This window comes from Novosphingobium sp. DS6-6, from assembly GCF_057784975.1.
Genome location: NZ_JBYNTS010000001.1, coordinates 257,297 through 278,159 on the forward strand (window position 1 = coordinate 257,297; position 20,863 = coordinate 278,159).

18 protein-coding genes are annotated in these 20,863 nt (G+C 64.8%); 12 read left to right on the top strand and 6 right to left on the bottom strand.

Features of this window, described 5'->3' with window-relative positions; genetic code table 11:
• Positions 1 to 23 precede the first annotated feature (23 nt).
• Together AC3EDY_RS01230 and AC3EDY_RS01235 are read left to right on the top strand one after the other, a co-directional pair.
• Positions 24 to 242, top strand: a complete 219-nt coding sequence (locus tag AC3EDY_RS01230) for a hypothetical protein (protein ID WP_488570620.1) — start codon at positions 24 to 26, stop codon at positions 240 to 242.
• A gap of 437 nt (positions 243 to 679) precedes the next feature.
• Positions 680 to 967, top strand: coding sequence for a hypothetical protein (locus tag AC3EDY_RS01235; RefSeq protein WP_488570621.1), 288 nt, complete (start codon positions 680 to 682; stop codon positions 965 to 967).
• A 99-nt stretch (positions 968 to 1,066) separates the two neighbouring features.
• Here the strand turns inward: AC3EDY_RS01235 and AC3EDY_RS01240 are convergent, their stop codons facing one another.
• Positions 1,067 to 1,552, bottom strand: a complete 486-nt coding sequence (locus AC3EDY_RS01240) for a glycine zipper 2TM domain-containing protein (RefSeq protein WP_488570622.1) — start codon at positions 1,550 to 1,552, stop codon at positions 1,067 to 1,069.
• A gap of 137 nt (positions 1,553 to 1,689) precedes the next feature.
• Positions 1,690 to 3,555 carry a phosphomethylpyrimidine synthase ThiC gene (gene thiC, locus AC3EDY_RS01245; protein ID WP_488570623.1) on the bottom strand — a complete coding sequence of 622 codons (1,866 nt, stop codon included), beginning with the start codon at positions 3,553 to 3,555 and terminating at the stop codon, positions 1,690 to 1,692.
• Between the two features lie 332 nt (positions 3,556 to 3,887).
• Between thiC and crtY the strand changes: the two genes are divergently transcribed.
• From crtY to AC3EDY_RS01275, 6 genes are all read left to right on the top strand, one after another.
• Entirely contained in the window at positions 3,888 to 5,084 is a 1,197-nt protein-coding gene (crtY, locus tag AC3EDY_RS01250) for a lycopene beta-cyclase CrtY (protein WP_488570624.1), read from the top strand.
• Entirely contained in the window at positions 5,085 to 6,563 is a 1,479-nt protein-coding gene (locus AC3EDY_RS01255) for a phytoene desaturase (protein WP_488570625.1), read from the top strand.
• Positions 6,560 to 7,141, top strand: coding sequence for an LOG family protein (locus AC3EDY_RS01260; RefSeq protein ID WP_488570626.1), 582 nt, complete (start codon positions 6,560 to 6,562; stop codon positions 7,139 to 7,141). Before AC3EDY_RS01255 ends, AC3EDY_RS01260 begins: the two co-directional genes overlap by 4 nt.
• Before the next feature lie 6 nt (positions 7,142 to 7,147).
• Entirely contained in the window at positions 7,148 to 8,128 is a 981-nt protein-coding gene (locus tag AC3EDY_RS01265) for a phytoene/squalene synthase family protein (RefSeq protein WP_488570627.1), read from the top strand.
• Positions 8,129 to 8,190: 62 nt separating this feature from the next.
• Positions 8,191 to 8,985, top strand: a complete 795-nt coding sequence (locus AC3EDY_RS01270; protein ID WP_488570628.1) for a cytochrome b/b6 domain-containing protein — start codon at positions 8,191 to 8,193, stop codon at positions 8,983 to 8,985.
• Positions 8,982 to 9,728, top strand: coding sequence for a molybdopterin-binding protein (locus AC3EDY_RS01275; protein ID WP_488570629.1), 747 nt, complete (start codon positions 8,982 to 8,984; stop codon positions 9,726 to 9,728). The genes AC3EDY_RS01270 and AC3EDY_RS01275 overlap by 4 nt, the downstream gene beginning before the upstream one ends.
• Positions 9,729 to 9,735: 7 nt before the next feature.
• Here the strand turns inward: AC3EDY_RS01275 and AC3EDY_RS01280 are convergent, their stop codons facing one another.
• The 3 genes from AC3EDY_RS01280 to pgi all read right to left on the bottom strand — a co-directional run bounded on the left by AC3EDY_RS01280 (position 9,736) and on the right by pgi (position 13,838).
• A complete protein-coding gene (locus tag AC3EDY_RS01280) occupies positions 9,736 to 10,761 on the bottom strand; it encodes an NAD-dependent epimerase/dehydratase family protein (protein WP_488570630.1) in 1,026 nt (341 codons plus the stop codon).
• A 73-nt stretch (positions 10,762 to 10,834) separates the two neighbouring features.
• On the bottom strand, positions 10,835 to 12,193 hold the full coding sequence (gene gorA / locus AC3EDY_RS01285) for a glutathione-disulfide reductase (protein WP_488570631.1): 1,359 nt from the start codon (positions 12,191 to 12,193) through the stop codon (positions 10,835 to 10,837).
• Between the two features lie 106 nt (positions 12,194 to 12,299).
• The gene (gene pgi / locus AC3EDY_RS01290; protein ID WP_488570632.1) at positions 12,300 to 13,838 is read right to left on the bottom strand and encodes a glucose-6-phosphate isomerase; all 1,539 of its coding nucleotides are present in this window, start codon (positions 13,836 to 13,838) and stop codon (positions 12,300 to 12,302) included.
• 170 nt (positions 13,839 to 14,008) lie between these two features.
• Here pgi and lepB point away from each other — a divergent pair, with 170 nt between their 5' ends.
• From lepB to AC3EDY_RS01310, 4 genes are all read left to right on the top strand, one after another.
• Positions 14,009 to 14,869, top strand: a complete 861-nt coding sequence (lepB, locus tag AC3EDY_RS01295) for a signal peptidase I (RefSeq protein WP_488570633.1) — start codon at positions 14,009 to 14,011, stop codon at positions 14,867 to 14,869.
• A complete protein-coding gene (gene rnc, locus AC3EDY_RS01300) occupies positions 14,842 to 15,543 on the top strand; it encodes a ribonuclease III (RefSeq protein ID WP_488570845.1) in 702 nt (233 codons plus the stop codon). The genes lepB and rnc overlap by 28 nt, the downstream gene beginning before the upstream one ends.
• Before the next feature lie 75 nt (positions 15,544 to 15,618).
• Positions 15,619 to 16,548, top strand: coding sequence for a GTPase Era (gene era / locus AC3EDY_RS01305; RefSeq protein WP_488570634.1), 930 nt, complete (start codon positions 15,619 to 15,621; stop codon positions 16,546 to 16,548).
• Positions 16,549 to 16,712: 164 nt separating this feature from the next.
• The gene (locus tag AC3EDY_RS01310; RefSeq protein ID WP_488570635.1) at positions 16,713 to 18,188 is read left to right on the top strand and encodes a hypothetical protein; all 1,476 of its coding nucleotides are present in this window, start codon (positions 16,713 to 16,715) and stop codon (positions 18,186 to 18,188) included.
• Positions 18,189 to 18,228: 40 nt separating this feature from the next.
• On the opposite strand, the gene topA is transcribed toward AC3EDY_RS01310, so the two are convergent.
• Positions 18,229 to 20,829 carry a type I DNA topoisomerase gene (gene topA / locus AC3EDY_RS01315; protein ID WP_488570636.1) on the bottom strand — a complete coding sequence of 867 codons (2,601 nt, stop codon included), beginning with the start codon at positions 20,827 to 20,829 and terminating at the stop codon, positions 18,229 to 18,231.
• Positions 20,830 to 20,863 lie beyond the last annotated feature (34 nt).

Below are 20,863 nucleotides of genomic sequence, written 5' to 3' on the forward strand. Positions count from 1 at the left end.
ACGCTATGCAGGAGAGCGCCGCCATGCACAACGAACATACGCCCGGACAACCGCCCCGCGCGCACCTTTCGACCGAAGAAGCACGCAGCGGCACCGGCCTCAACGTCGTTCGCTGGGTGCTGCTGATCAGTCTGGTCCTGTCGATCGTTGCCCTTTCGGCAATATGGATCACCGGGGCGCTGAACAGCGCGCAGCCCGATCGCCAGGGGATAGTGAGCGGCCAGGCCACGCCGGCACCCTGATCGGTCCCCGCGCACATGCCCCGGCCGGAAACGGCGCCGGAACGCCGCGCATGGCGTCCGGCGCCGATGCCGATGCCAACTTGCATGACAAGCAATTCGCTTCGAACCTATGCCGCAAACTTGCACAAGCCTTGTGTCCAAGGCGGGGTAAACCAATCCGTCTCGCGACGGCTCATGCGCATTCAGTATGCCTTTGTGCGGACGGAAATCGTTCAAATGACCTGTCCGTTAGGGCCACGGCGATGCCCGAACCGCTTTTTTGAAAGCTGAAATTCAACGTCTTTCTCTCGCTTTTCACAGCAGTTGCATTTCATGCAATCGGGGTCGCAACCTAATCAATTGCTCGCAGTCGCAGCATGAGCGAAATGGGGCGTAACAAGAACACAACAGACGGGTGTCCGAAGGCAATCTCGCCTTATTCACCAGGGGAAATTGCCATGTTTCGTTTTTCTATCTCGATTGCCGCCGCGCTGCTCGTTGCCGCTCCCGCCATGGCTTCGGCCGAAACGCGTGCCGATAACTTCGCCTACAAGGGCGTGAGCTATTCCTACACCACCGAAGTCAACGGCGAAGAAAAGATCGTCCGCGGCACTGCTTATGCCGGCAAGGTTCCGTTCGAACTGCACATCCGCAAGAAGTCGGTCGAAGGCACGTTCAACAACCGCCCGGTTACCTTCTCGCTCGATGAAGTGAAGAAGCTGGGCATCGACGTCGCTTCCAAGTAATCGGCGCTCTGGCGCAGGGACAACCCTGCCGCACCCGACCTGCTCAAAGGCCCTTTCGCATCGCTGCGAAAGGGCCTTTTTCCATGCCCGTGCGGCTGATCAGCGGCAGCGGACGTTGTTGCTGTCGATGGCCGCCCCCGCCGCGGCCCCGCCAATGGCTCCGATGATCGCACCAAGCGGCCGGGAGTCGCCTTGCGCGATGATCGAGCCGAGCACCGCGCCCGACACGCCGCCGACAATCAGGCCGGTGGTACCATCCGAGCGGCGGCAGTAATAGCGACCGTCGCGGCCGCGATAGACGCGATCGTCCGCGCCCATACGGCGTTCGCCATAGCGCGGATCGTTGCGATAGTACCGGTCGGCGTAATAGCCGCCATAGCGGGGGTCGGGACGGTTGTAATCATAAGCGCCATAGCGCCGATAGAACCGATCGTCGCGATAGCCCCAGCCGCCGTAATCGCCGCCGTAATCGCCGCCGTAGGGGCCGCCGCCATATCCGGGCCGGCCGCCATAAGCATAATCGTCGGCACAGGCGGCGGTCAGGCCGGACGCGGCCAGCGCCATAGCCAGCAAAGCCTTCTTCATGGCTTCCTCTCCATCGATGAAATACGGCGCGCCCGCCGGGGGCGTGCCATGTTCTGCAACAGAGCGGCAATGCGCGGGAACCACTCCGGTTCCTGAGCTGGTTTTAGGCAGCGTGGACAAATTCCTGTCCACGCTGCCTAGCTGCTGGCCGGCAGATAGAGCGCGCTTCCCGCCTCGCGGTACTTTTCACTCATCGCGCGCATGCCCGCCTCGGCTTCCTCGGTAGCCAGGAACGCTTCGGGCGTCTGGTTCTGCCGCGAGGCGAACGCGCGCACTTCCTGGGTGATTTTCATCGAACAGAACTTGGGCCCGCACATCGAACAGAAATGCGCCGTTTTGGCCCCTTCGGCAGGTAGCGTCTGATCGTGATACTGCTCGGCCGTTTCCGGATCGAGGCTGAGATTGAACTGGTCGCGCCAGCGGAATTCGAAACGGGCGCGGCTCAATGCATCGTCGCGCAGCTTCGCCGCCGGGTGGCCCTTGGCAAGGTCGGCGGCATGGGCGGCCAGCTTGTACGTCACGACTCCCACTTTCACGTCGTCGCGATCGGGCAGGCCCAGGTGTTCCTTGGGCGTGACATAGCAGAGCATCGCCGTGCCGAACCAGCCGATCATCGCCGCGCCGATGCCGCTGGTGATATGGTCATACCCCGGCGCGATATCGGTGACGAGCGGCCCCAGGGTATAGAACGGCGCCTCGCCGCAGGCGGCGAGCTGCTTGTCCATGTTTTCCTTGATCTTGTGCATCGGCACGTGGCCAGGTCCCTCGATCATCACCTGCACGTCCTGCGCCCAGGCGCGCCGGGTCAGTTCACCCAGCGTGTAAAGCTCGGCGAACTGGGCTTCGTCGTTGGCATCGGCCACCGATCCCGGGCGCAGACCATCACCCAGCGAATAGGCGATGTCATAGGCTTTCATGATTTCGGTGATCTCGTCGAAATGCGCGTAGAGGAAGCTTTCCTTGTGGTGCGCCAGGCACCACTTGGCCATGATCGAGCCGCCACGGCTGACAATGCCGGTCACGCGCCGGGCGGTGAGAGGGATGTAGGGCAACCGCACCCCCGCATGGATGGTAAAGTAATCGACGCCCTGTTCGGCCTGTTCGATCAAGGTATCGCGGAAAATCTCCCAGGTCAGGTCTTCGGCCACGCCGCCCACCTTTTCCAGCGCCTGATAGATCGGCACGGTCCCGATCGGCACCGGGCTGTTGCGCAGGATCCATTCGCGCGTGTCGTGGATGTTGCGCCCGGTCGAAAGGTCCATCACCGTATCGGCACCCCAGCGGATCGCCCAGACCATCTTGTCCACTTCGCTCGCCACGTCCGACGCGACGGCGGAATTGCCGATATTGGCATTGATCTTGACCAGGAAATTGCGCCCGATCGCCATCGGCTCGCTTTCAGGATGGTTGATGTTGCTGGGAATGATCGCCCGCCCGCGCGCCACTTCGTCGCGCACGAATTCTGCGGTGACGTGGTCGGGAATGCTTGCCCCCCAGTCATGGCCATCGCGGGCCAGCGCGTCTTTCAGTTGCTTGCGCCCCAGATTCTCGCGAATGGCGACATATTCCATTTCGGGCGTGACGATGCCCTGCCGTGCGTAATGCATCTGCGTGACGTTGCCGCCTGCCCGGGCGCGCAGCGGGGTGGGATTGACGTTGGGAAACGCCGGCACCCCGCCCGAACGATCCGGCCCTTTGAGGCCGTTGTCCTCGGGCTTCACCGCCCGCCCGGCATAGCTTTCCACATCGCCCCGGCCCACGATCCAGTCATGGCGCAGGCGCGGCAGACCGGCATGGATATCGATCGTGCATGCCGGATCGGTATAGGGACCCGACGTGTCATAGACGCGCAGCGGCGCTTCGCCACAGGCGGGTTCCAGCGCTATTTCGCGCATGGCCACCGTCAGGCCGGGAAAACGCGGCGATTCCACGTGGATCTTGCGGCTGCCGCGGATCGGGCCGGTGGTGACACCGATTTTCAGCGGAGAATTGAGATCGGCCATGCACGAGGTTCCTTTCGTGTGGACGAACGAAAGGCTGATGGCATGCGCGACAACGCTTGGCCGGCCCTCCCTCCGCCCGTGCTAACGGGTTCAGGTTCGACGGGTCGGGCTGCGTGACCAGCCCCTCTCAGCCATTGATCAACCTGACAGCGCGCATGCGCGGCCGCGGCCACTGGCTCCCCGGGGTGGTTCCTTGATACGTTCAACCGCCACGCCTCGCAAGCCCTTGCGCCCCCGCCTTCGCCAGCCTTCGATCCGTAAACGCGCCCGCCGCATGCCAAGACCCTTAGGGGCGGTTGCATGGGCGCCCCGCCTGGCCTAACGCCATGCCAATGAGCATTCGCCATGCCGACATCGCGATCCTGGGCGGGGGCCTTGCCGGCGGATTGGTCGCGCTTGCCCTCAACAAGGCGCGGCCCGATTGCCGGGTGCTGCTTGTCGAGCAGGACCAGGCGCTGGGCGGCAATCACGTGTGGTCGTTCTTCGGGTCGGACGTCGGCAAGGCGGGGCGGGACCTGCTGGCCCCGATGGTGGACGGGGCCTGGGCGCATTACGCGGTGCGGTTTCCCAAGTATCGGCGCGATCTTCAGACAAGCTACTACGCCATGACATCGGCCCGCTTCGATGCCGCCATCCGGGCAGCCTTGCCGGCCGAGGCGATCCTGACCGGTGCGCGGGTCCTGGCGGTAGGCACGGGCGCGGTGACGCTGGCTGACGGCACACGGATTGAATGCGACGCAGTGATCGATGCGCGCGGCATCCGCCTGCAGGGCCAGCTTTGCGGCGGGTGGCAGAAGTTCCTGGGGCAGCGCGTGAGGCTCGCGGGGCCGCATGGCCTTGCCAGCCCGATCATCATGGATGCCACGGTCGAACAGATCGATGGCTACCGCTTCGTCTATTGCCTGCCCTTCGGGCCAGACGAAGTGTTCATCGAAGATACCTATTACAGCGACAACCCGGCCATCGATCATCAGGCCCTGGCCAGCCGGATCGCCGCCTATGCGCAAAGCCAGGGATGGACGATCACCCAGGTGCTGCACGAGGAACAGGGCGTTCTGCCGGTTGTTTCGGCAGGAGACTGGGATGCGTTCTGGCGCGCTTCGGGCGGGGAAACGGCACGCGCCGGCACGCGTGCCGGGCTATTCCATCCGGTGACGAGCTATTCCGTGCCCGATGCGGTGCGGTTCGCACTGGCCCTGGCCCGGCAGCCCGCGCTCGACCATGGCGCGCTCGCCACGTTCAGCGAGGCCTGGGCACGCCGCCACTGGCAGCGCGGGCGTTTCGGCCGCCTGCTTTCGGCCATGCTGTTCCAGGCGGCGGAACCCCTGGCGCGCTACCGGATGATGGAGCATTTCTATCGCCTGGATCGGCGGCTGATCGAACGTTTCTACGCAGGCCGCAGCACGATGCTCGATCGCGTGCGCATTTTCGCGGGGCGTCCGCCCGTTCCGGTCATGCGCGCGCTGGCGGTGCTGACCCGATCGGGGCCACGGCCGCGGCCTCTCACTCTGGCAGGGATGCGCAAGTAAATGAAAAAGGCATGCGTGATCGGCGCGGGCTTCGGTGGACTGGCCCTCGCCATCCGGCTTCAGGCCGGCGGCATCCAGACAACACTGGTCGAAGCGCGCGACAAGCCGGGGGGTCGCGCCTATCACTGGCAGCGCGACGGCTTTACGTTCGATGCCGGGCCAACGGTGATCACCGATCCGGCCTGCCTCGACGAATTGTGGGGGCTGACCGGCCATCATCTGGGCGACGATGTCGAACTGATGCCGGTCATGCCGTTCTATCGCCTCAACTGGCCCGACGGCACCAATTTCGATTATTCCAACGACGAAGCCTCGCTGCGCGCGGAAATCGCCAAGATCTCGCCGCGCGACGTTGCCGGTTATGAAGAGTTCCTGCTTTATTCGGCGGGGGTTTTCCAGGAAGGCTATGTCAAGCTGGGGGCAGTGCCGTTCCTCGATTTCGCCAGCATGATCAAGGCCGCGCCGGCGCTCGCCAGGTATCAGGCATGGCGTCCCGTCTATTCGATGGTGTCGAAGTTCGTCGAAAGCGAGAAACTGCGCGAAGCGTTCAGTTTTCACACGCTGCTGGTGGGCGGCAACCCGATGAGCACCAGCGCGATCTATGCCTTGATCCACAAGCTGGAAAAGGATGGCGGGGTGTGGTGGGCCAAGGGCGGCACCAACCGCCTGATCGCCGGCATGGTCACCCAGTTCCAGCGCATTGGCGGCGAAGTGCGCCTGGGCGACCCGGTCGTGCGGGTGGAAACCCTGGGCAACCGCATCACGGGCGTTCGCACCACCAGTGGCTGGCACGGCAATTTCGATGCCGTCGCTTCGAACGGCGATATCATGCATACTTACCGCGATCTGCTGGGTGACAGCCCAGTAGGCAAGAAGCGTGCGCGGGCGTTGAAACGCAAGAAATTTTCGCCAAGCCTGTTCGTCGTCCATTTCGGCATCGAAGGCACCTGGCCGGGCATTCCCCACCACATGATCCTGTTCGGCCCGCGTTACAAAGGACTGCTCGACGATATCTATCAGCATGGGGTGCTGCCGCAGGATTTCTCGATCTATCTGCACCACCCGACGATCACCGATCCCTCCGTCGCGCCTGAGGGAATGAGCACGTTCTATGCCTTGGTGCCCGTGGCCAACATGGGCAAGCTGCCGGTGGATTGGGCGGAAGTGGGACCGATTCTGGAAAAGCGCATTCTCGATGAAGTGGGGCGGCGCCTGATTCCCGACATTCATGGCCGCATCGTCACCAAGTTCCACTATGCGCCCACGGATTTCGCGGCCGATCTTGCAGCCTATCAGGGCGCGGCGTTCAGCCTGGAACCGCTTTTGACGCAAAGCGCCTGGTTCCGCGCTCACAACCGCGACGATGATATCGCCAATTTCTATCTGGTGGGAGCTGGCACCCATCCCGGGGCCGGCATTCCCGGCGTGGTCGGCAGCGCCAAGGCCACCGCAAGGCTGATGCTGGAGGACCTGGCGTGAAACGGGTTGCCGTCTATTGCGGGTCGGCCACCCCTGCCGATCCCCGCTATATCGGCTTGGCGGCAGACGTCGGGCGGCAACTTGCCGAGCGCGGGATCGGCATCGTCTATGGCGGCGGGCGGCTGGGCCTGATGGGCGCGGTGGCCGATGCCGCGCTTGCCGCGGGTGGCGAGGTGATCGGCGTGATCCCCGAGGCACTGGTCGGTGCCGAAGTGGCGCACCGCGGGCTTACCCGGCTCGAGATCGTGCCCGGCATGCATGCGCGCAAACAGGCTTTCGTCGATCTGGCCGATGCCTTTCTCACCCTTCCGGGCGGCGTTGGCACGATGGACGAGCTGTGGGAGGCGATCAGCTGGGCGCAGCTAGGCTATCATGCCAAGCCGGTGGGCGTGCTCAACGCCCTGGGCTTTTTCGATCATCTGCTGGCGTTCAACCGCCACATGATCGACACGGGCTTCATCCGCCCGGTCCACGCCGGGATCATGGTGGCCGAACACGATCTCGATCTGCTGCTGGCGCGCATGGCGGCGCATGAGCCGCCGCGGCCGATCATCGCGATGCAGGCCTCGGACCTGTAAGGCCCGATGCCGCAGGCCACCGCACACCGCGCCGCGCTGGTGGCATCCGCGCGCGAGACGATCCGGCGCGGCTCGAAAAGCTTTGCCGCGGCCTCCACGCTGTTCGACAGGACCACGCGTGAACGCGTCTGGCTGCTCTATGCCTGGTGCCGTGCCTGCGACGATATCGTCGATGCGCAGGACATGGGCGGCGCACTGGGCGATCAATCGGGGGCGGCCGAGCGGCTGGCTCTGGTACGCAGCCTGACAGCCGGCGCCATGGCGGGGCAATCCACCGGCACCCCTTCGTTCGACGCATTGGGCCTCGTCGCGCGGGAAACCGGGTTGACCATGGCCATGGCCGATGCGGTGATCGAAGGTTTTGCGCTGGATGCGGCCGACTGGCAGCCCCGCACAGAAGCCGATATGATGCGCTATTGCTGGCACGTGGCGGGCGCGGTGGGGGTGATGATGGCCGTCGTCATGGGCGTTGCCCCCGATGACGAGGACACGCTTGACCATGCCGCCGATCTTGGTCTTGCGTTTCAGCTGGCCAACATCGCGCGCGATCTTGCCGAAGACGATGCGGCCGGCCGTTGCTATCTGCCGGCGGAATGGCTGGCCGAAGCCGACCTGCCGCCGGGCGAGCAGTTGAAACCGCATCACCGCGCCACGCTGGCCCGGCTTGCCGGGCGGCTTTGCGCCATGGCCCGCGCCCATGAATGTTCGGCCCGCATCGGCGCGGCCCGGCTGCGCCCGCGCCAGCGCTGGGCCATCCTGGCCGCCGCGGGCATCTATGGCGACATCGCCCGCAAAGTGGCGGCGCGCGGCGACAAGGCCTGGCACAGCCGTACGGTGGTTTCGAGCAAGGCCAAGCTCGCCTGGATCGGCCGCGCCGCCTGGCAGGCGATCCGCCCGGTGCCCGCCTATTGCCACCATGGCGCGCAGGACCGCCGGCACACGCGTCGCTCCCTCATGGCCATGGCCAAGGCCAGGCCACAGGCTTGACGGGCGGTCCGGCCGGGTCGTTTCCATGAGACGCGAGCGCCGATTTCGGGCATGATCGGCTGATGGAGCGATCTCCACTCATTCTGCGCATCCGCTGGCCCGTGCGGGTCTGGCACTGGATCAATGCGCTGTGCGTGTTCGTCATGCTGATGAGCGGCATGATGATCTTCAACGCGCACCCGCGGCTCTACTGGGGCAAGCAGGGTGCCAACTTCGATCCGGCCTGGCTGGAAATCGGCAACCACGGCACGCGCGGCTATCTGCTGCTCGCCGGCCGCGAATGGCCGACGACCGGCCTGGTCGGCTATGCGCAGAACACCGCCCTGGCTTTTCCGCCGCTCGTCACGCTGCCGTCCCACTATAACCTTTCGCTGGCGCGGGGCTGGCATTTCCTTGGCGCCTGGACCCTGACTCTCAGTCTCCTGTGCTTCCTGGTCTATGCTCTGGTTTCCGGGCACTTTCGCCGCGATCTTGCGCTTTCGCGCCAGGAGCGGCGGATCGGCGCGCTGCTGCACGATCTGAAACAGCACCTGCGACTGCGCCTGCCTCGCGGAGAAGCCGCGCGGCATTACAACCCCTTGCAGAAAATCGCCTATCTTGCCGTGCTGCTCGGCATCCTGCCATTGCTGATCGCGACCGGCCTTGCCATGTCGCCGGCCATGAACGCGGCCTTCCCCTGGCTGCTCGAGATGCTGGGCGGGCGGCAATCGGCCCGTTCGATCCATTTTCTCTGCGCGCTGGGAATGGCGCTGTTCATCGCCTTGCATCTGGCCATGGTGATGCTTGCCGGGCCGTTGAACGAATTGCGCGCGATGATTACCGGTTGGTATCGCCTGCCGCCCGAGCGTCGGCCATGACGGTATTTTCGCGCCGTGCGATGCTGGCCGGCTCGGGCGGACTGCTGCTATCGGGATGCGATCGCATCGTCGCCTCGCCCACCGCAACCTCGGTGCTTTCGCTGGGCGAAAAGGCCAACCGCAGCGCGCAGCGGCTGATCGCCGGCCAGGCACTGGCGCCCGAATATTCCGCGGCGGACATTTCGCCCGTATTCCGCGTCAACGGCAATATCCGGCCGACGGCCGCCGCATACCTTGCTCATCTCGATCGCGGCTTTGCCGACTGGCAATTGCGCATCGACGGGCTGGTGGCGCGGCCCCTGGCACTGGGCATGGCGCAGCTGCGCGCCCTGCCCCAGCGCACGCAGATCACCCGCCACGATTGCGTCGAGGGGTGGAGCGCCATCGGGCAATGGACCGGCGTGCCGCTGGCACTGCTGCTGCAAGGCGCCGGTGCCCTGTCCCAGGCCCGCTATGCCGTGTTCCACTGCGCCGACGATTTTTCGGGTACGCCCTATTACGAATCGATCGATCTGAGCGAGGCACTGCATCCGCAGACGATTCTTGCCCACACCATGAACGGCCAGCCGCTTTCCGTGGGCCATGGCGCGCCGCTGCGTTTGCGGGTGGAGCGGCAACTGGGCTATAAGCAGGCAAAATACGTGATGCGGGTGGAACTGGTCGCCGCCCTTGACGCGCTTTACGGCGGCAAGGGCGGTTATTGGGAAGACCGGTCGGGCTATCAATGGTGGGCGGGAATCTGATCCCGGTTCAGGCCGGCACCACGCGGGTCGCAATCAGGCTGTTCGCGCAATCGGCGATGGTCTGCTCCACCGGCCGCGTGGCCCAGCCCAACCGCGTCCGCGCATGGGTGGCATCGGCGTCGCGCACGTTGCCGAGTTCGCCCGTGATCTGGCGCACCATCGGGCTTACCAGAGCCAGGGCATGAACCATCCAGTCGGGCAAGTGCCGCATCGGCACGCGCCGCGCCTGGCCCCCCAGTTCCTGGCGCAGGATGCGAGCCACGTCGATCATCTTGAGGAACGGGCCGGACGCGATGAAGCGTTCTCCGTCGATCCCCGGCTCGGTCAGCGCGCGCACGTGCAAGGCCGCCACATCGCGCACGTCGACCACGCCAAAGCCCAGATCGGGGCATCCCGGCACGGCCCCCGCCAGCAGCCGGCGCACCACCTCGATCGAGGCGGAATAGTCGTGGCCCCACACCGGCCCCAAGACAACCGAAGGGTTGACCGAAACGAATTCCATGCCCCCGCCTTCACGCGCGATCCATGCGCGCGCGGCACGCTCGGCCACGGTCTTGGATTTGGCATAGGCATAGACGCCCGGCCCCTCCAGGTCGGTCCAGTCCGCTTCGGTATAGCGGCGGGTGCCTTTGCCGTGGCCATAGGCGATGGCTGCGGTCGAAGAGGTCTGCACGAAGCGGCGTACCCCGGCCTGGCGGGCAAAACGCAAGGCGCGCAGCACCCCTTCGCGCGCGGGCAGGATCAGTTCGTCTTCGTGACGCGGTGCATCGACGCTCAATGGCGAAGCGACGTGGCAGACGTGGCTGCAGCCATCCATGGCCGCGCGCCATCCGCCATCGTTAAGCAGATCTGCCTGAAAGAACCGCAATGAGGCATAGGTACCGCCCAGCTGCGCCCGCAACGGCGCTTCGTATGCCAGATCGCGCACCGTCGTGTTGACGGTCCAGCCATCCTGGAGCAGCGCCCGAATTACATATCCCGCGATATAGCCGGATCCCCCCGTGACCAGCACGGTCCCGCTGCCATCGTTCATGATTCCAAACCCCGCCCGTCCCGTCGCGCAGTTTATCGCACCTGCGCCACAGTTCAACGCCAAAGTGGCGGGATCAGCGCATCAGCACGAGTTCCTCGGCCATCGAGGGATGCAACGCCACGGTGGCATCGAAATCGGCCTTGGTCAGCCCGGCTTTCACCGCGATCGCCGCCGCCTGCAGCACTTCGGGCGCCTCCGGACCGATCAGGTGAACGCCCAGCACGCGGTCGGTCTGCGCATCGACGATCAGCTTGTAAAGCCCGCGCTCGTGGCGATGGGCAAAGACGTTTTTCATCGGGCGGAAATCCGAGGTGAAAACCTTGACGTTGTTGCCCAGCTTCTGGCGGGCCTGGGCTTCGGTCAATCCCACGCTGGCCAGCGGCGGCTGCGAAAACACCGCGCTGGGGATGCAGTCATAGGAAACGCGCGTGTCCTTGCCGCCGAACACGCGATCAGCGAAGGCATGCCCTTCGCGGATGGCAACCGGCGTCAACTGCACGCGATCGGTCACGTCACCCACTGCATAGATGCTGGGGCACGAGGTCTGCCCGGTATCGTCCACCACGATCTCGCCATGTTCGCCCGGCACGATCCCGGCGTTTTCCAGACCCAGCCCGTCGGTCTTGGGACGGCGCCCGATGGCCACGAGAACCGCATCGGCCGGCAGCGGATCGGGCTGGCCTTTCATGTGGACGAGCAGGCGCCCGTCGTCGTGCCTTTCCACCCGTTCCAGACCGCAGTTGAACTTGTATTCGATGCCGCGGGCCATGGTGATCTGCAGCAGTCTGTCGCGCAGCGCCGCGTCATAGCTGCGCAACACCGTCTCGCTGCGGTTGACGACGGTGACATGGCTGCCAAGGGCGTTGAAAATGCCCGCAAACTCAAGCGCGATATAGCCGGCCCCGGCAATGACCACGCGGCGCGGCAGGCTTTCCAGGTGAAACACCTCGTTCGAAGTGATGCAGTGTTCGGCACCTTCGAACTCCGGCATCACCGGCCAGGCGCCCACCGCCACCAGAATGATCCTGGCAGTGATCTCCCGTCCGCCCGACAACCTTACGCTGTGAGGCCCGGTGATCGTCGCGCGTTCGAGAAAATGCTCGACCTGGTTGGAGTCGAGCGTGCTGGTATAGGCCGCGTTCAGCCGATCGACGTCCCTGGCCACCGCATCGCGCAAGGTTGGCCAGTCGAACGTCATCTTCTCCACGGTCCAGCCGTAATTGGCCGCGTCCTGCAGTTCCTCGGCAAAATGCGAACCATAGACGAGCAGTTTCTTGGGCACGCAGCCGCGGATCACGCAGGTTCCGCCGATGCGATACTCTTCGGCAATGGCCACTTTCGCGCCATATCCCGCAGCGATGCGGCTGGCGCGTACGCCGCCCGATCCGGCTCCGATCACGAACAGGTCATAATCGTAAGCGGGTTCCTGCATGACACGGGCCTTTCACGGGGCAGAGCGATACCGGCGCCGGATATGGCGACGAAGCCGGCCCGGCGCCAGCCCTTCATCGGCGCAAAATCCATCAGGCCGGCAAATGTCAGGCCGCGCCGATCCCGGCCTCGGCAAGCAGCGCTTCGGTGCTGGCGTCAAATCCCTCGCCGCCCCCGGCGTCGATCTTCTTTGCAATCGCCTTGCCCAGTTCCACACCGAACTGATCGAACGGGTTGATGCCCAGAACCATGGCCGACGCGAAAACGCGATGCTCGTGAAAAGCGATGAGCGCCCCTAGCGTTGCGGGATTGAGATCGTCGCACAGGATCGTGGCCGAAGGGCGATTGCCGGGATAGGCGCGCGCGCCGTCGTGGCTCGCCTGGCCCGCCATCAAGGCTGCCCCTTGCGCAAAGCAGTTGGACAGCAGGATCTGGTGATGCACCGGGTCGAGATCGTGGCCCGGCACTTTCACCGCCAGAAAATCGACCGGGATCAGATGCGTGCCCTGATGCAACAACTGGAACACGGCGTGCTGCGCGTCGGTGCCCACCCCGCCCCACGTCACCGGCGCGCTGGGCCGGTCAAGCGGCGAACCGTCGGCAAGCACGCGCTTGCCGTTCGATTCCATTTCAAGCTGCTGCAGATAGTCGGGCAGCAGCGCCAGCCGCTCGTCATAGGCGAAGACCGCGCGGGTCTGGCATTTCATCGCCTGGGCATAGAACAAGTCGGCAAAGGCGGCGCGGATCACCACGTTTTCGCCGATCGGGGCGTCGCGAAAATGCTCGTCCATCGCGCGCGCGCCGTCGAGAAACGCGGCGAACGCTTCGTTGCCCAGCGCCAGCGCCACCGGAAACCCGATGGATGACCACAGCGAGTAGCGCCCGCCGACCGTTTCGGAAAAGGGCAGGATACGGGTTTCGTCAACGCCCCATTCCACCGCCTTTTCAGGCGCCGCGGTCAAGGCCACGATCCGGCCATAGGGATCGGCCACGCCGCCTTCGCGCAACCATTCCAGCGCGCTCGCGGCATTGGTCATGGTTTCGGTGGTGGTAAAGGTCTTGGAAGCGATAGCGATCAGCGTCGTGGCCGGATCGCATTGCTTCATGGCCGCTTCCAGCGCGCAGCCATCGATGTTGGAAACCACGTGCACGGCCACTTTGGCTTCGTCGCGTGCCAGGGCGTCTATCGCCAGCGCCGGGCCAAGCGCCGAACCGCCGATGCCGATATGGATCAGGCTCTTGACCTCGCCCAGCACGCCTTCGTGGATGGCATCGACCAGAAGCGCCATCCGGGCATGCAGGGCCTGCGCTTCTTCCACGCTGGCTTCGGCCCCCACGCCGCGCTGCGCGGTGTGTTCGGCGGCGCGCCCTTCGGTATTGTTGATTTTCGCGCCCGACAGCAGCGCGTTCCGCTTGCCCGCGAAATCCGCCGCATTGGCCAGTTCGCGCAGAACGGCCTCTGCCGGTGCGGAAAGATGAGTCTTGGACCAGTCGAAGCGAATCGGGCCGCCCGGAAGGTCGAGCGTCGTCGCATAGCCATCAAGGCGCGCAGGATCGGCGAAAAGCGCGGAAAGCGTCGGCACTTCCAGCGCCTCAAGCGCCCGCCACAGCGCGGCGCGTTCGTTTGCTGCGTCCTGTCCTGCCATTGTATGCTGTCCTCTGCGCGGTTGCGGGATGCCCTGTCATGCCCGCTTGCGCACGATCTTCCAACCCGGGACATCGCTCGACGAACGCATCGTGCAAACGCTTTGACCTGGCGCTATGGCACGTGCATTCCCGCTTGACGGATGCCTTGACCCTCCACATGACCCATCCGATGAATCAGACGCCCGAACCCACCGGCTCCCCCGAAGAAACGCCCGCAGGCCCGGCCCCCGCGGCACCGCCGGCGAAGAAACAGAAAAAGGAAGACAGTTTTCCGGTCTTTCTGGTGAAGCTGGTGCTGATCGTGGCGATCTTCCGCAGCTTCTTCTTTTCGCCGTTCAACATTCCTTCGGAATCGATGCTGCCCCGCCTGGAAAACGGCGATTATCTGCTGGCTGCAAAATGGCCCTACGGGTTTTCCAGCTATTCCCTGCCGTTCAGCCTGCCGCTTCTGCCCAGGCGCATTCTCGCCAGCCAGCCAAATCGGGGCGACGTGGTGATTTTCAAAGCGCCACCGGGCAATGACGTGGATTACATCAAGCGCGTGGTCGGCGTTCCGGGCGATACGGTGCAGATGATCGGCGGCGTGCTGCATCTCAACGGCAAGGCCGTGCCCAAAGTGAAAGTGGTCGATTTCGTCATCCCGGTCTCGGCCAACACCGATTGCATCTCGCCCGATTTCGCGGTGACCGAGGCCGATGGCAGGCAGACCTGCCACTATCCGCAGTTTCAGGAAACGCTGCCCGGCGGCAGGACGTACAAAGTGCTCGATCTGGGCTATCGCCCGCAGGACGATACGCCGCCGGTGATCGTGCCGGAAGGCAAGCTGTTCCTGATGGGCGACAATCGCGACAATTCGATGGATAGCCGCTTCCCCGCGATCGAAGGAGGCGGCATCGGCCTGGTGCCGCAGGACAACCTGGTAGGCCGCGCCACGATCGTGATGTGGTCGACCGACGGTTCCGCGAACTGGTTCCTCCCCTGGACCTGGTTCACGGCGCTGCGCTGGCACCGCATCGGGGGCACGTTCTGACCACCTCGCTGTCCCCCGATACCGCCGCTTTCCTGGCGGAACTGACGGCCGCACCAGTCAGCCAGCCCACTCTCTGGCTCGACGCGCTTACCCACGGTTCGCTGGGCGAGGCACGCGATTACCAGCGTCTGGAGTTCCTGGGCGACCGCGTGCTGGGCCTGGCCGTGGCCGAATGGCTGCACGAAGACAGCGATGCCGCCGAAGGCAAGCTGTCGCAGCGGCTGAACGCGCTGGTCAGCCGTGAGACCTGCGCCGATGTCGCGCGCGCGCTGGGCGTCCCGGCGCATATCCGCCTGGGCAAGCAGGCGCGCGACGATGGCGGCATCGAAAGCGACAATATCCTTGGCGACGTGATGGAAGCGCTGATCGGCGCCCTGTTCCTGGAACGCGGCTTTGCCGCCGCACGTGATTTCGTGCGCCGCTGCTGGGACAAGCCGATGCGTGCCGGCGCGGGGCAGCGCAAACATCCCAAGGCAGCGTTACAGGAATGGGCCGCAGGCAACCGCCGCCGCCCGCCTGTCTATACCCTGATCGGCCGCGAAGGGCCGGATCACGCCGCAACGTTCACAGTGAGCGTGGAAGTGAAAGGCGTGGGTCTTGCCCAGGCGCGCGGATCGAGCAAACAGGAAGCCGAAACGGCGGCCGCGCGCGATTTTCTGATGCAGTTTGCCTGACCGACCGATCGGCATTGCCTTTGTCCGCAGCACCTGGCGCTTGTTCGCCAACGTCATAAGGTTCATTCTGGTTTGATGACAGATCCCGTTTCCAGCCCCGGCGATGCGATCGCAGACCAGTCCTGCGGGCTGGTGGCCGTGATCGGCGCGCCCAATGCCGGCAAGTCCACGCTGGTCAATGCGCTGGTCGGGCAGAAAGTCGCTATCGTGTCGGCCAAGGCGCAGACCACCCGCGCGCGCCTGATGGGCATTGCCCTGGAAGGACGTGCCCAGATCATGCTGGCCGATACGCCCGGCCTGTTCGAGCCGCGCCGCCGGCTGGACCGGGCGATGGTGAACGCGGCCTGGGAAGGCGCCAGCGCCGCCGACGCGATCCTGCTGGTGGTCGATGCCCGCAAGAAGAAGCGCGAATATCTCGAACCGATCCTGGCATCGCTGGCCACCCGGCCCGAACGCAAGATGCTGGTGCTCAACAAGGTCGATGCAACGCCCAAGGAACCACTGTTGGTCGTGGCCGAAGAATTGAGCGGTCAGGGCCAGTTCGACGAAGTGTTTTTCGTTTCCGCCCTGACCGGCGACGGCGTGCCGGAACTGAAAGCCCGTCTTGCCGCGCTGATGCCCGACGGTCCGTGGCATTATCCGGAAGATCAGGTTTCCGACGCATCGGAACGCCTGCTGGCAGCAGAGATCACCCGCGAGCAGCTATACCGCCAGTTGCACGACGAACTGCCCTATGACAGCGCGGTGCGGCCCGAAAGCTACCTGCACCGCAAGGATGGCTCGATCGAGATCCATCAGCAGATCGTGATCGCCCGCGACAGCCAGCGTGGGATCGTGCTGGGCAAAGGCGGGGCCAAGCTCAAGGCCATCGGCGAAGCGGCTAGAAAAGAGCTTTCCCAGTTGCTGGACGCGAAGGTTCATCTCTTCCTCCACGTTAAGGTGGAAGAGAACTGGGCCGAGAGCCGCGAAATCTACGAGGAAATCGGTCTTGACTGGGTCAAGTGATCGCGCTTGATCCTGCACCGGATCATACCGCGCAAGGCAACGATGACGGGACGCATGATCTTTGTAAACCAGACGATCGTCGGGGTGGCGATGCCGTTCACGCCTGCGCCGGCGGATCTGGCGGATACCGTCGTACTGGCTCTGCTTTGAACGAACCGTCGCAAATGCGGGCCTTTGCGCTGTTTTTCCTGATGGCGGTAATTCTCCGCGCGCCCTGGCTGGGCGATCCGCTGTTTCACACCGACGAACAGTTCTACCTGCTGATGGGAGACCAGTTGTGGCACGGGATGATCCCCTACGTCGACCTCTGGGATCGCAAACCGCTGGGCCTGTTCCTTATTTTTGGCTTGGCCCGGGCTTTGCCGGGGAACGGCGTGTTGGCCTATCAACTGATCGGCATTGCCGCCGCCGCGGCCACGGCGGTGGCGATCGCACGGGTTGCACGCCACGTTTCCGGGCCACGCGGCGCGATGTTCGCCGGCGCTGCCTATCTGATCTATCTGATGGCGTTCAACTGCGGCATGGGCCAGACGCCGGTGTTCTACAATCTGCCGATGATCCTGGCGGCCATGCTGGTACTCGATGCACTGGCACGCCTGCCGGAACAGACAGTGCCCGGCATGGCTCCCCCGCACGACCCGGCCCTGATGCGGCGCGGCTGCACCGCCATGGCGCTGGTGGGCATTGCCCTGCAGATCAAGACGAGCGTGGTGGTGGAAGGCAGCGGATTCGGCGTCATGCTGCTGTGGGCGGCATGGCGGGCGGGCTGGAACGTTCCCCGTATCGCCCTCGCCGCGACGGTCTGGATAGCGCTGGCCCTGCTGCCCACCGCCATAACCTTTGCCGCCTATGCCGCAGACGGCCAGGCGAATGCATTCATCGTTGCCAACTTCTTCTCGATCCTCGGCCGCGGGCAGGATTGGGGCGAAGCGTCGTTCCGCCTGTTCAAAGTGGCGGTCGCCCTTACCCCGTTCTACGTCGCCCTGGTCCTTGGCCACCGGATGCGCACGGCCCGGCCCGGCAACACCCCGGTTCGCCGGGCCTTGTGGCTGTGGCTCGGCTTCGCGGTCGTCGGCGTGCTCGCGCCGGGCACCTGGTACGATCATTATGCCGCGCCCGTGCTTATCCCGCTGGCCCTTCTGGCCGCGCCGGCGCTCGACGGCACCTGTCGCCGGACCGGCCGGCTGCGCCGCGTGCTGTTCATCGTGGGGTTGGGCGCAGGCCTGGGGGCCACGGCCGTGCAGGCCCAGAAGTTCGGATCGAACACCGATCTCGATCGTGCGGCATCGGCGATCCGTCCCTATATCCGTGCCGGCCATTGCCTCTATGTCTATGACGGGGACAGCGCGCTTTACAGTGCAACCGGATCGTGCCTGCCCACCCGCTATGCCTTTCCCGCGCACTTATCCAGCCGCTTCGAGGAACACGCGCTGGGTATCGACACGCTGACCGAAGTGCAGCGGATCATGGCCAGCCGCCCCGGCGCGGTCGTGATCAACGAGGCGCCCGATCCTTATGCGCCAAACCTGCGCACCCGCGCCATGGTGCTGCAAACCCTTTCGCGTCATTATGCGCGCGTCGCCACGCTGAACCTGGGCACCCGCTCCTTCGGCCTGTTCGTGCCGCGCCACGGCGCCTGACGCGCCCGGGGCCTTTGCCGTCCGGCGCGGAAAGCAGGCCTTATTCGGCCGCGACCTTCTTCTTTCTGACAGCGGGGGCTTTGGGCGAAGCACCGTCTTTCTTTGCTGCCGCCTTTGCTGCCGCTTTGCCGGGCGCGGCGGGCTTCCTCGCCGCGACTTTCTTTTTCCCCTTGGCCGGAGCCTTGGCCGCGCGCTCGTCGATCAGCGCGACCGCTTCCTCGGCCGTAAGGCTTTCCGGCTGCTTGTCGCGCGGCAGCGTGGCATTGGTCGTTCCATCGGTGACATAAGGGCCGTAACGCCCCGCCATCAGCTTGATCTCTCCGCCAGAAACGGGATGCGCCCCAAAGGTCTTGAGCGGTTCGGCCGCTGTCCGGGCGCCCCGCCCTCCAGCCCCGTTGGCCGCTTCGGCAAGGCGCACCACGGCCGCATTCATGCCGGTGTCGAAAACCTCTGCGGTCGATTTCAGGCGGGCATACTTGCCGTCATGCGCCAGATAGGGGCCGTAACGCCCGATCGCGGCAGTGATCGGCTTGCCGGTTTCGGGATGCATCCCCACTTCGCGCGGCAAGCTCAACAGCTTCAGTGCCCAGTCCAGATCCAGTTCGGGAATGTCTTTGGGAATGGAGGCACGCTTGGCCTCGCTCCCCTCGCCAAGCTGGATGTACGGGCCGAAGCGGCCGGATCGGCGGGTTATCTCAAGGCCGCTTTCCGGGTCCTTGCCCAGCGCTCCATCCTCACCCTCGCCGCCTTCCCCGTTGCCGCCGGGCTGGGCGAATTTGCGGGTGAACTTGCACTCGGGATAGTTGGAACAGGCGATGAAAGCCCCGAACCGGCCGCCACGCAGCGACAGGCGCCCCACGCCGCATTTCGGGCATTCGCGCGGATCGTGTCCGTCGGCGCGTGGCGGGAACAGGTACTCTTCCAGGAAAACATCCAGCTCGGCGGTCACCTCGCTGGGCTTCTTCTCCATCACTTCGTCAGACTTGGGTTTGAAATCGCGCCAGAATTCCGCCAGCACCTGCTTCCACGCGGCGCGACCGCCAGACACATCATCCAGCTCGTCCTCCATTCCGGCCGTGAAGTCATAGGCCACATAGCGCTCGAAGAATCGTTCGAGAAACGCGGTCAGCATGCGCCCGCTTTCCTCGGCAAAGAACCGGTTCTTCTCGATCCGCACGTAGTTGCGGTCTTTCAGCACCTGGAGCGTGGCGGCATAGGTTGAAGGCCGCCCGATGCCCAACTCCTCCAGGCGCTTGACCAGGCTCGCTTCGGAATAGCGAGGCGGCGGCTGCGTGAAATGCTGCGCGGCGTCGACCCCGTGCTTGACCGGACAATCGCCCTTGTTCAGCATCGGCAGCAGGCTGCTCTCGTCATCGTCGGCATCGGGTTTCTGATCGCGGCCTTCTTCGTAAACCGCCAGGAAGCCCGGAAATTTCACCACCTGGCCGGTGGCGCGCAATTCGTGCCTGCCCGTCCCTTCGCGCAAAGTCACGGTGGTGCGCTCGATCGCGGCCGAGGCCATCTGGCTGGCCAGCGCACGCTTCCAGATCAGATCGTATAGCCGCGCCTCGTCGCCGCTGCCGTGGCGATCGCGCATGAAATCGGTGGGGCGGATCGCCTCGTGCGCTTCCTGGGCGTTTTTCGCCTTGGTTTCGTAAAGGCGGGGCTTTTCGGGCAGGAAATGCCCGTTATAGCGCTCGGAAATTGCCCGGCGGGCAGCGTCGATGGCGCTCGGGTCCATCTGCACGCCATCCGTTCGCATGTAAGTGATGGCGCCCGCTTCATACAGTGTCTGCGCCACGCGCATCGTATGGCTGGCTGAAAAGCCCAGCTTGCGCGCAGCCTCCTGTTGCAGGGTCGACGTGGTGAACGGCGGCGACGGATTGCGCCGCGTGGGGCGTACGTCAACTTCTTCCACCCGGAACGTGGCCGCTTCCACCGCCGCTCGCGCCGCCATCGCGCTGCCTTCGTCGCCAAGCGAAAGACGATCGAGCTTGGCGCCGTCGTACTTGACGAGCCGCGCCACGAAAGCGGTGCCGTCGTGTTCCATCCGCGCGACGACCGACCAGTATTCCTGTGCCTTGAACGTCTCGATCTCGCGCTCGCGCTCCACAATCAGGCGCAAGGCCACCGATTGCACCCGCCCGGCAGACTTGGCCCCCGGCAACTTGCGCCACAAGACCGGCGAAAGCGTGAAGCCGAACAGGTAATCCAGCGCACGGCGCGCCAGATAGGCATCGATCAGATCCTGATCGAGATCGCGCGGCGCGGTCATCGCCGATGTCACCGCCTGCTTGGTGATGGCGTTGAACGTGACCCGGGAAACGGCCTTGGGCAGCGCGCGCCGCTTGGCCAGAAGCTCGCGCACGTGCCAGGAAATCGCCTCTCCCTCGCGGTCGGGGTCGGTCGCCAAAATCAGGCCGTCGGCCTCTTTCGCGGCATCGGTGATCGCTTTCACGCGCGATTGCTTGTCGCCGTAAAGCTCCCAATCCATGGCAAAGTCTTCGTCCGGGCGCACCGACCCGTCCTTGACCGGCAGATCGCGGATATGGCCGTACGAGGCCAGGACCTTGTAACCGGGGCCCAGGTATTTTTCGATGGTCTTGGCCTTGGCCGGGGATTCTACGATGACAAGCTGCATGGCGACTGGCGAAGCGTCCTTACGCGTATACGTA

Coding starts and splice junctions, on each gene's coding strand:
- AC3EDY_RS01235 (WP_488570621.1), top strand. CDS start 680: ATGTTTCGTTTTTCTATCTCGATTGCCGCCGCGCTGCTCGTTGCCGCT.
- AC3EDY_RS01270 (WP_488570628.1), top strand. CDS start 8,191: ATGGAGCGATCTCCACTCATTCTGCGCATCCGCTGGCCCGTGCGGGTC.
- AC3EDY_RS01280 (WP_488570630.1), bottom strand. CDS start 10,761: ATGAACGATGGCAGCGGGACCGTGCTGGTCACGGGGGGATCCGGCTAT.
- era (WP_488570634.1), top strand. CDS start 15,619: ATGACAGATCCCGTTTCCAGCCCCGGCGATGCGATCGCAGACCAGTCC.
- AC3EDY_RS01310 (WP_488570635.1), top strand. CDS start 16,713: ATGCGGGCCTTTGCGCTGTTTTTCCTGATGGCGGTAATTCTCCGCGCG.
- AC3EDY_RS01230 (WP_488570620.1), top strand. CDS start 24: ATGCACAACGAACATACGCCCGGACAACCGCCCCGCGCGCACCTTTCG.
- gorA (WP_488570631.1), bottom strand. CDS start 12,193: ATGCAGGAACCCGCTTACGATTATGACCTGTTCGTGATCGGAGCCGGA.
- AC3EDY_RS01265 (WP_488570627.1), top strand. CDS start 7,148: ATGCCGCAGGCCACCGCACACCGCGCCGCGCTGGTGGCATCCGCGCGC.
- crtY (WP_488570624.1), top strand. CDS start 3,888: ATGAGCATTCGCCATGCCGACATCGCGATCCTGGGCGGGGGCCTTGCC.
- topA (WP_488570636.1), bottom strand. CDS start 20,829: ATGCAGCTTGTCATCGTAGAATCCCCGGCCAAGGCCAAGACCATCGAA.
- thiC (WP_488570623.1), bottom strand. CDS start 3,555: ATGGCCGATCTCAATTCTCCGCTGAAAATCGGTGTCACCACCGGCCCG.
- AC3EDY_RS01275 (WP_488570629.1), top strand. CDS start 8,982: ATGACGGTATTTTCGCGCCGTGCGATGCTGGCCGGCTCGGGCGGACTG.
- lepB (WP_488570633.1), top strand. CDS start 14,009: ATGAATCAGACGCCCGAACCCACCGGCTCCCCCGAAGAAACGCCCGCA.
- AC3EDY_RS01255 (WP_488570625.1), top strand. CDS start 5,085: ATGAAAAAGGCATGCGTGATCGGCGCGGGCTTCGGTGGACTGGCCCTC.
- AC3EDY_RS01240 (WP_488570622.1), bottom strand. CDS start 1,552: ATGAAGAAGGCTTTGCTGGCTATGGCGCTGGCCGCGTCCGGCCTGACC.
- pgi (WP_488570632.1), bottom strand. CDS start 13,838: ATGGCAGGACAGGACGCAGCAAACGAACGCGCCGCGCTGTGGCGGGCG.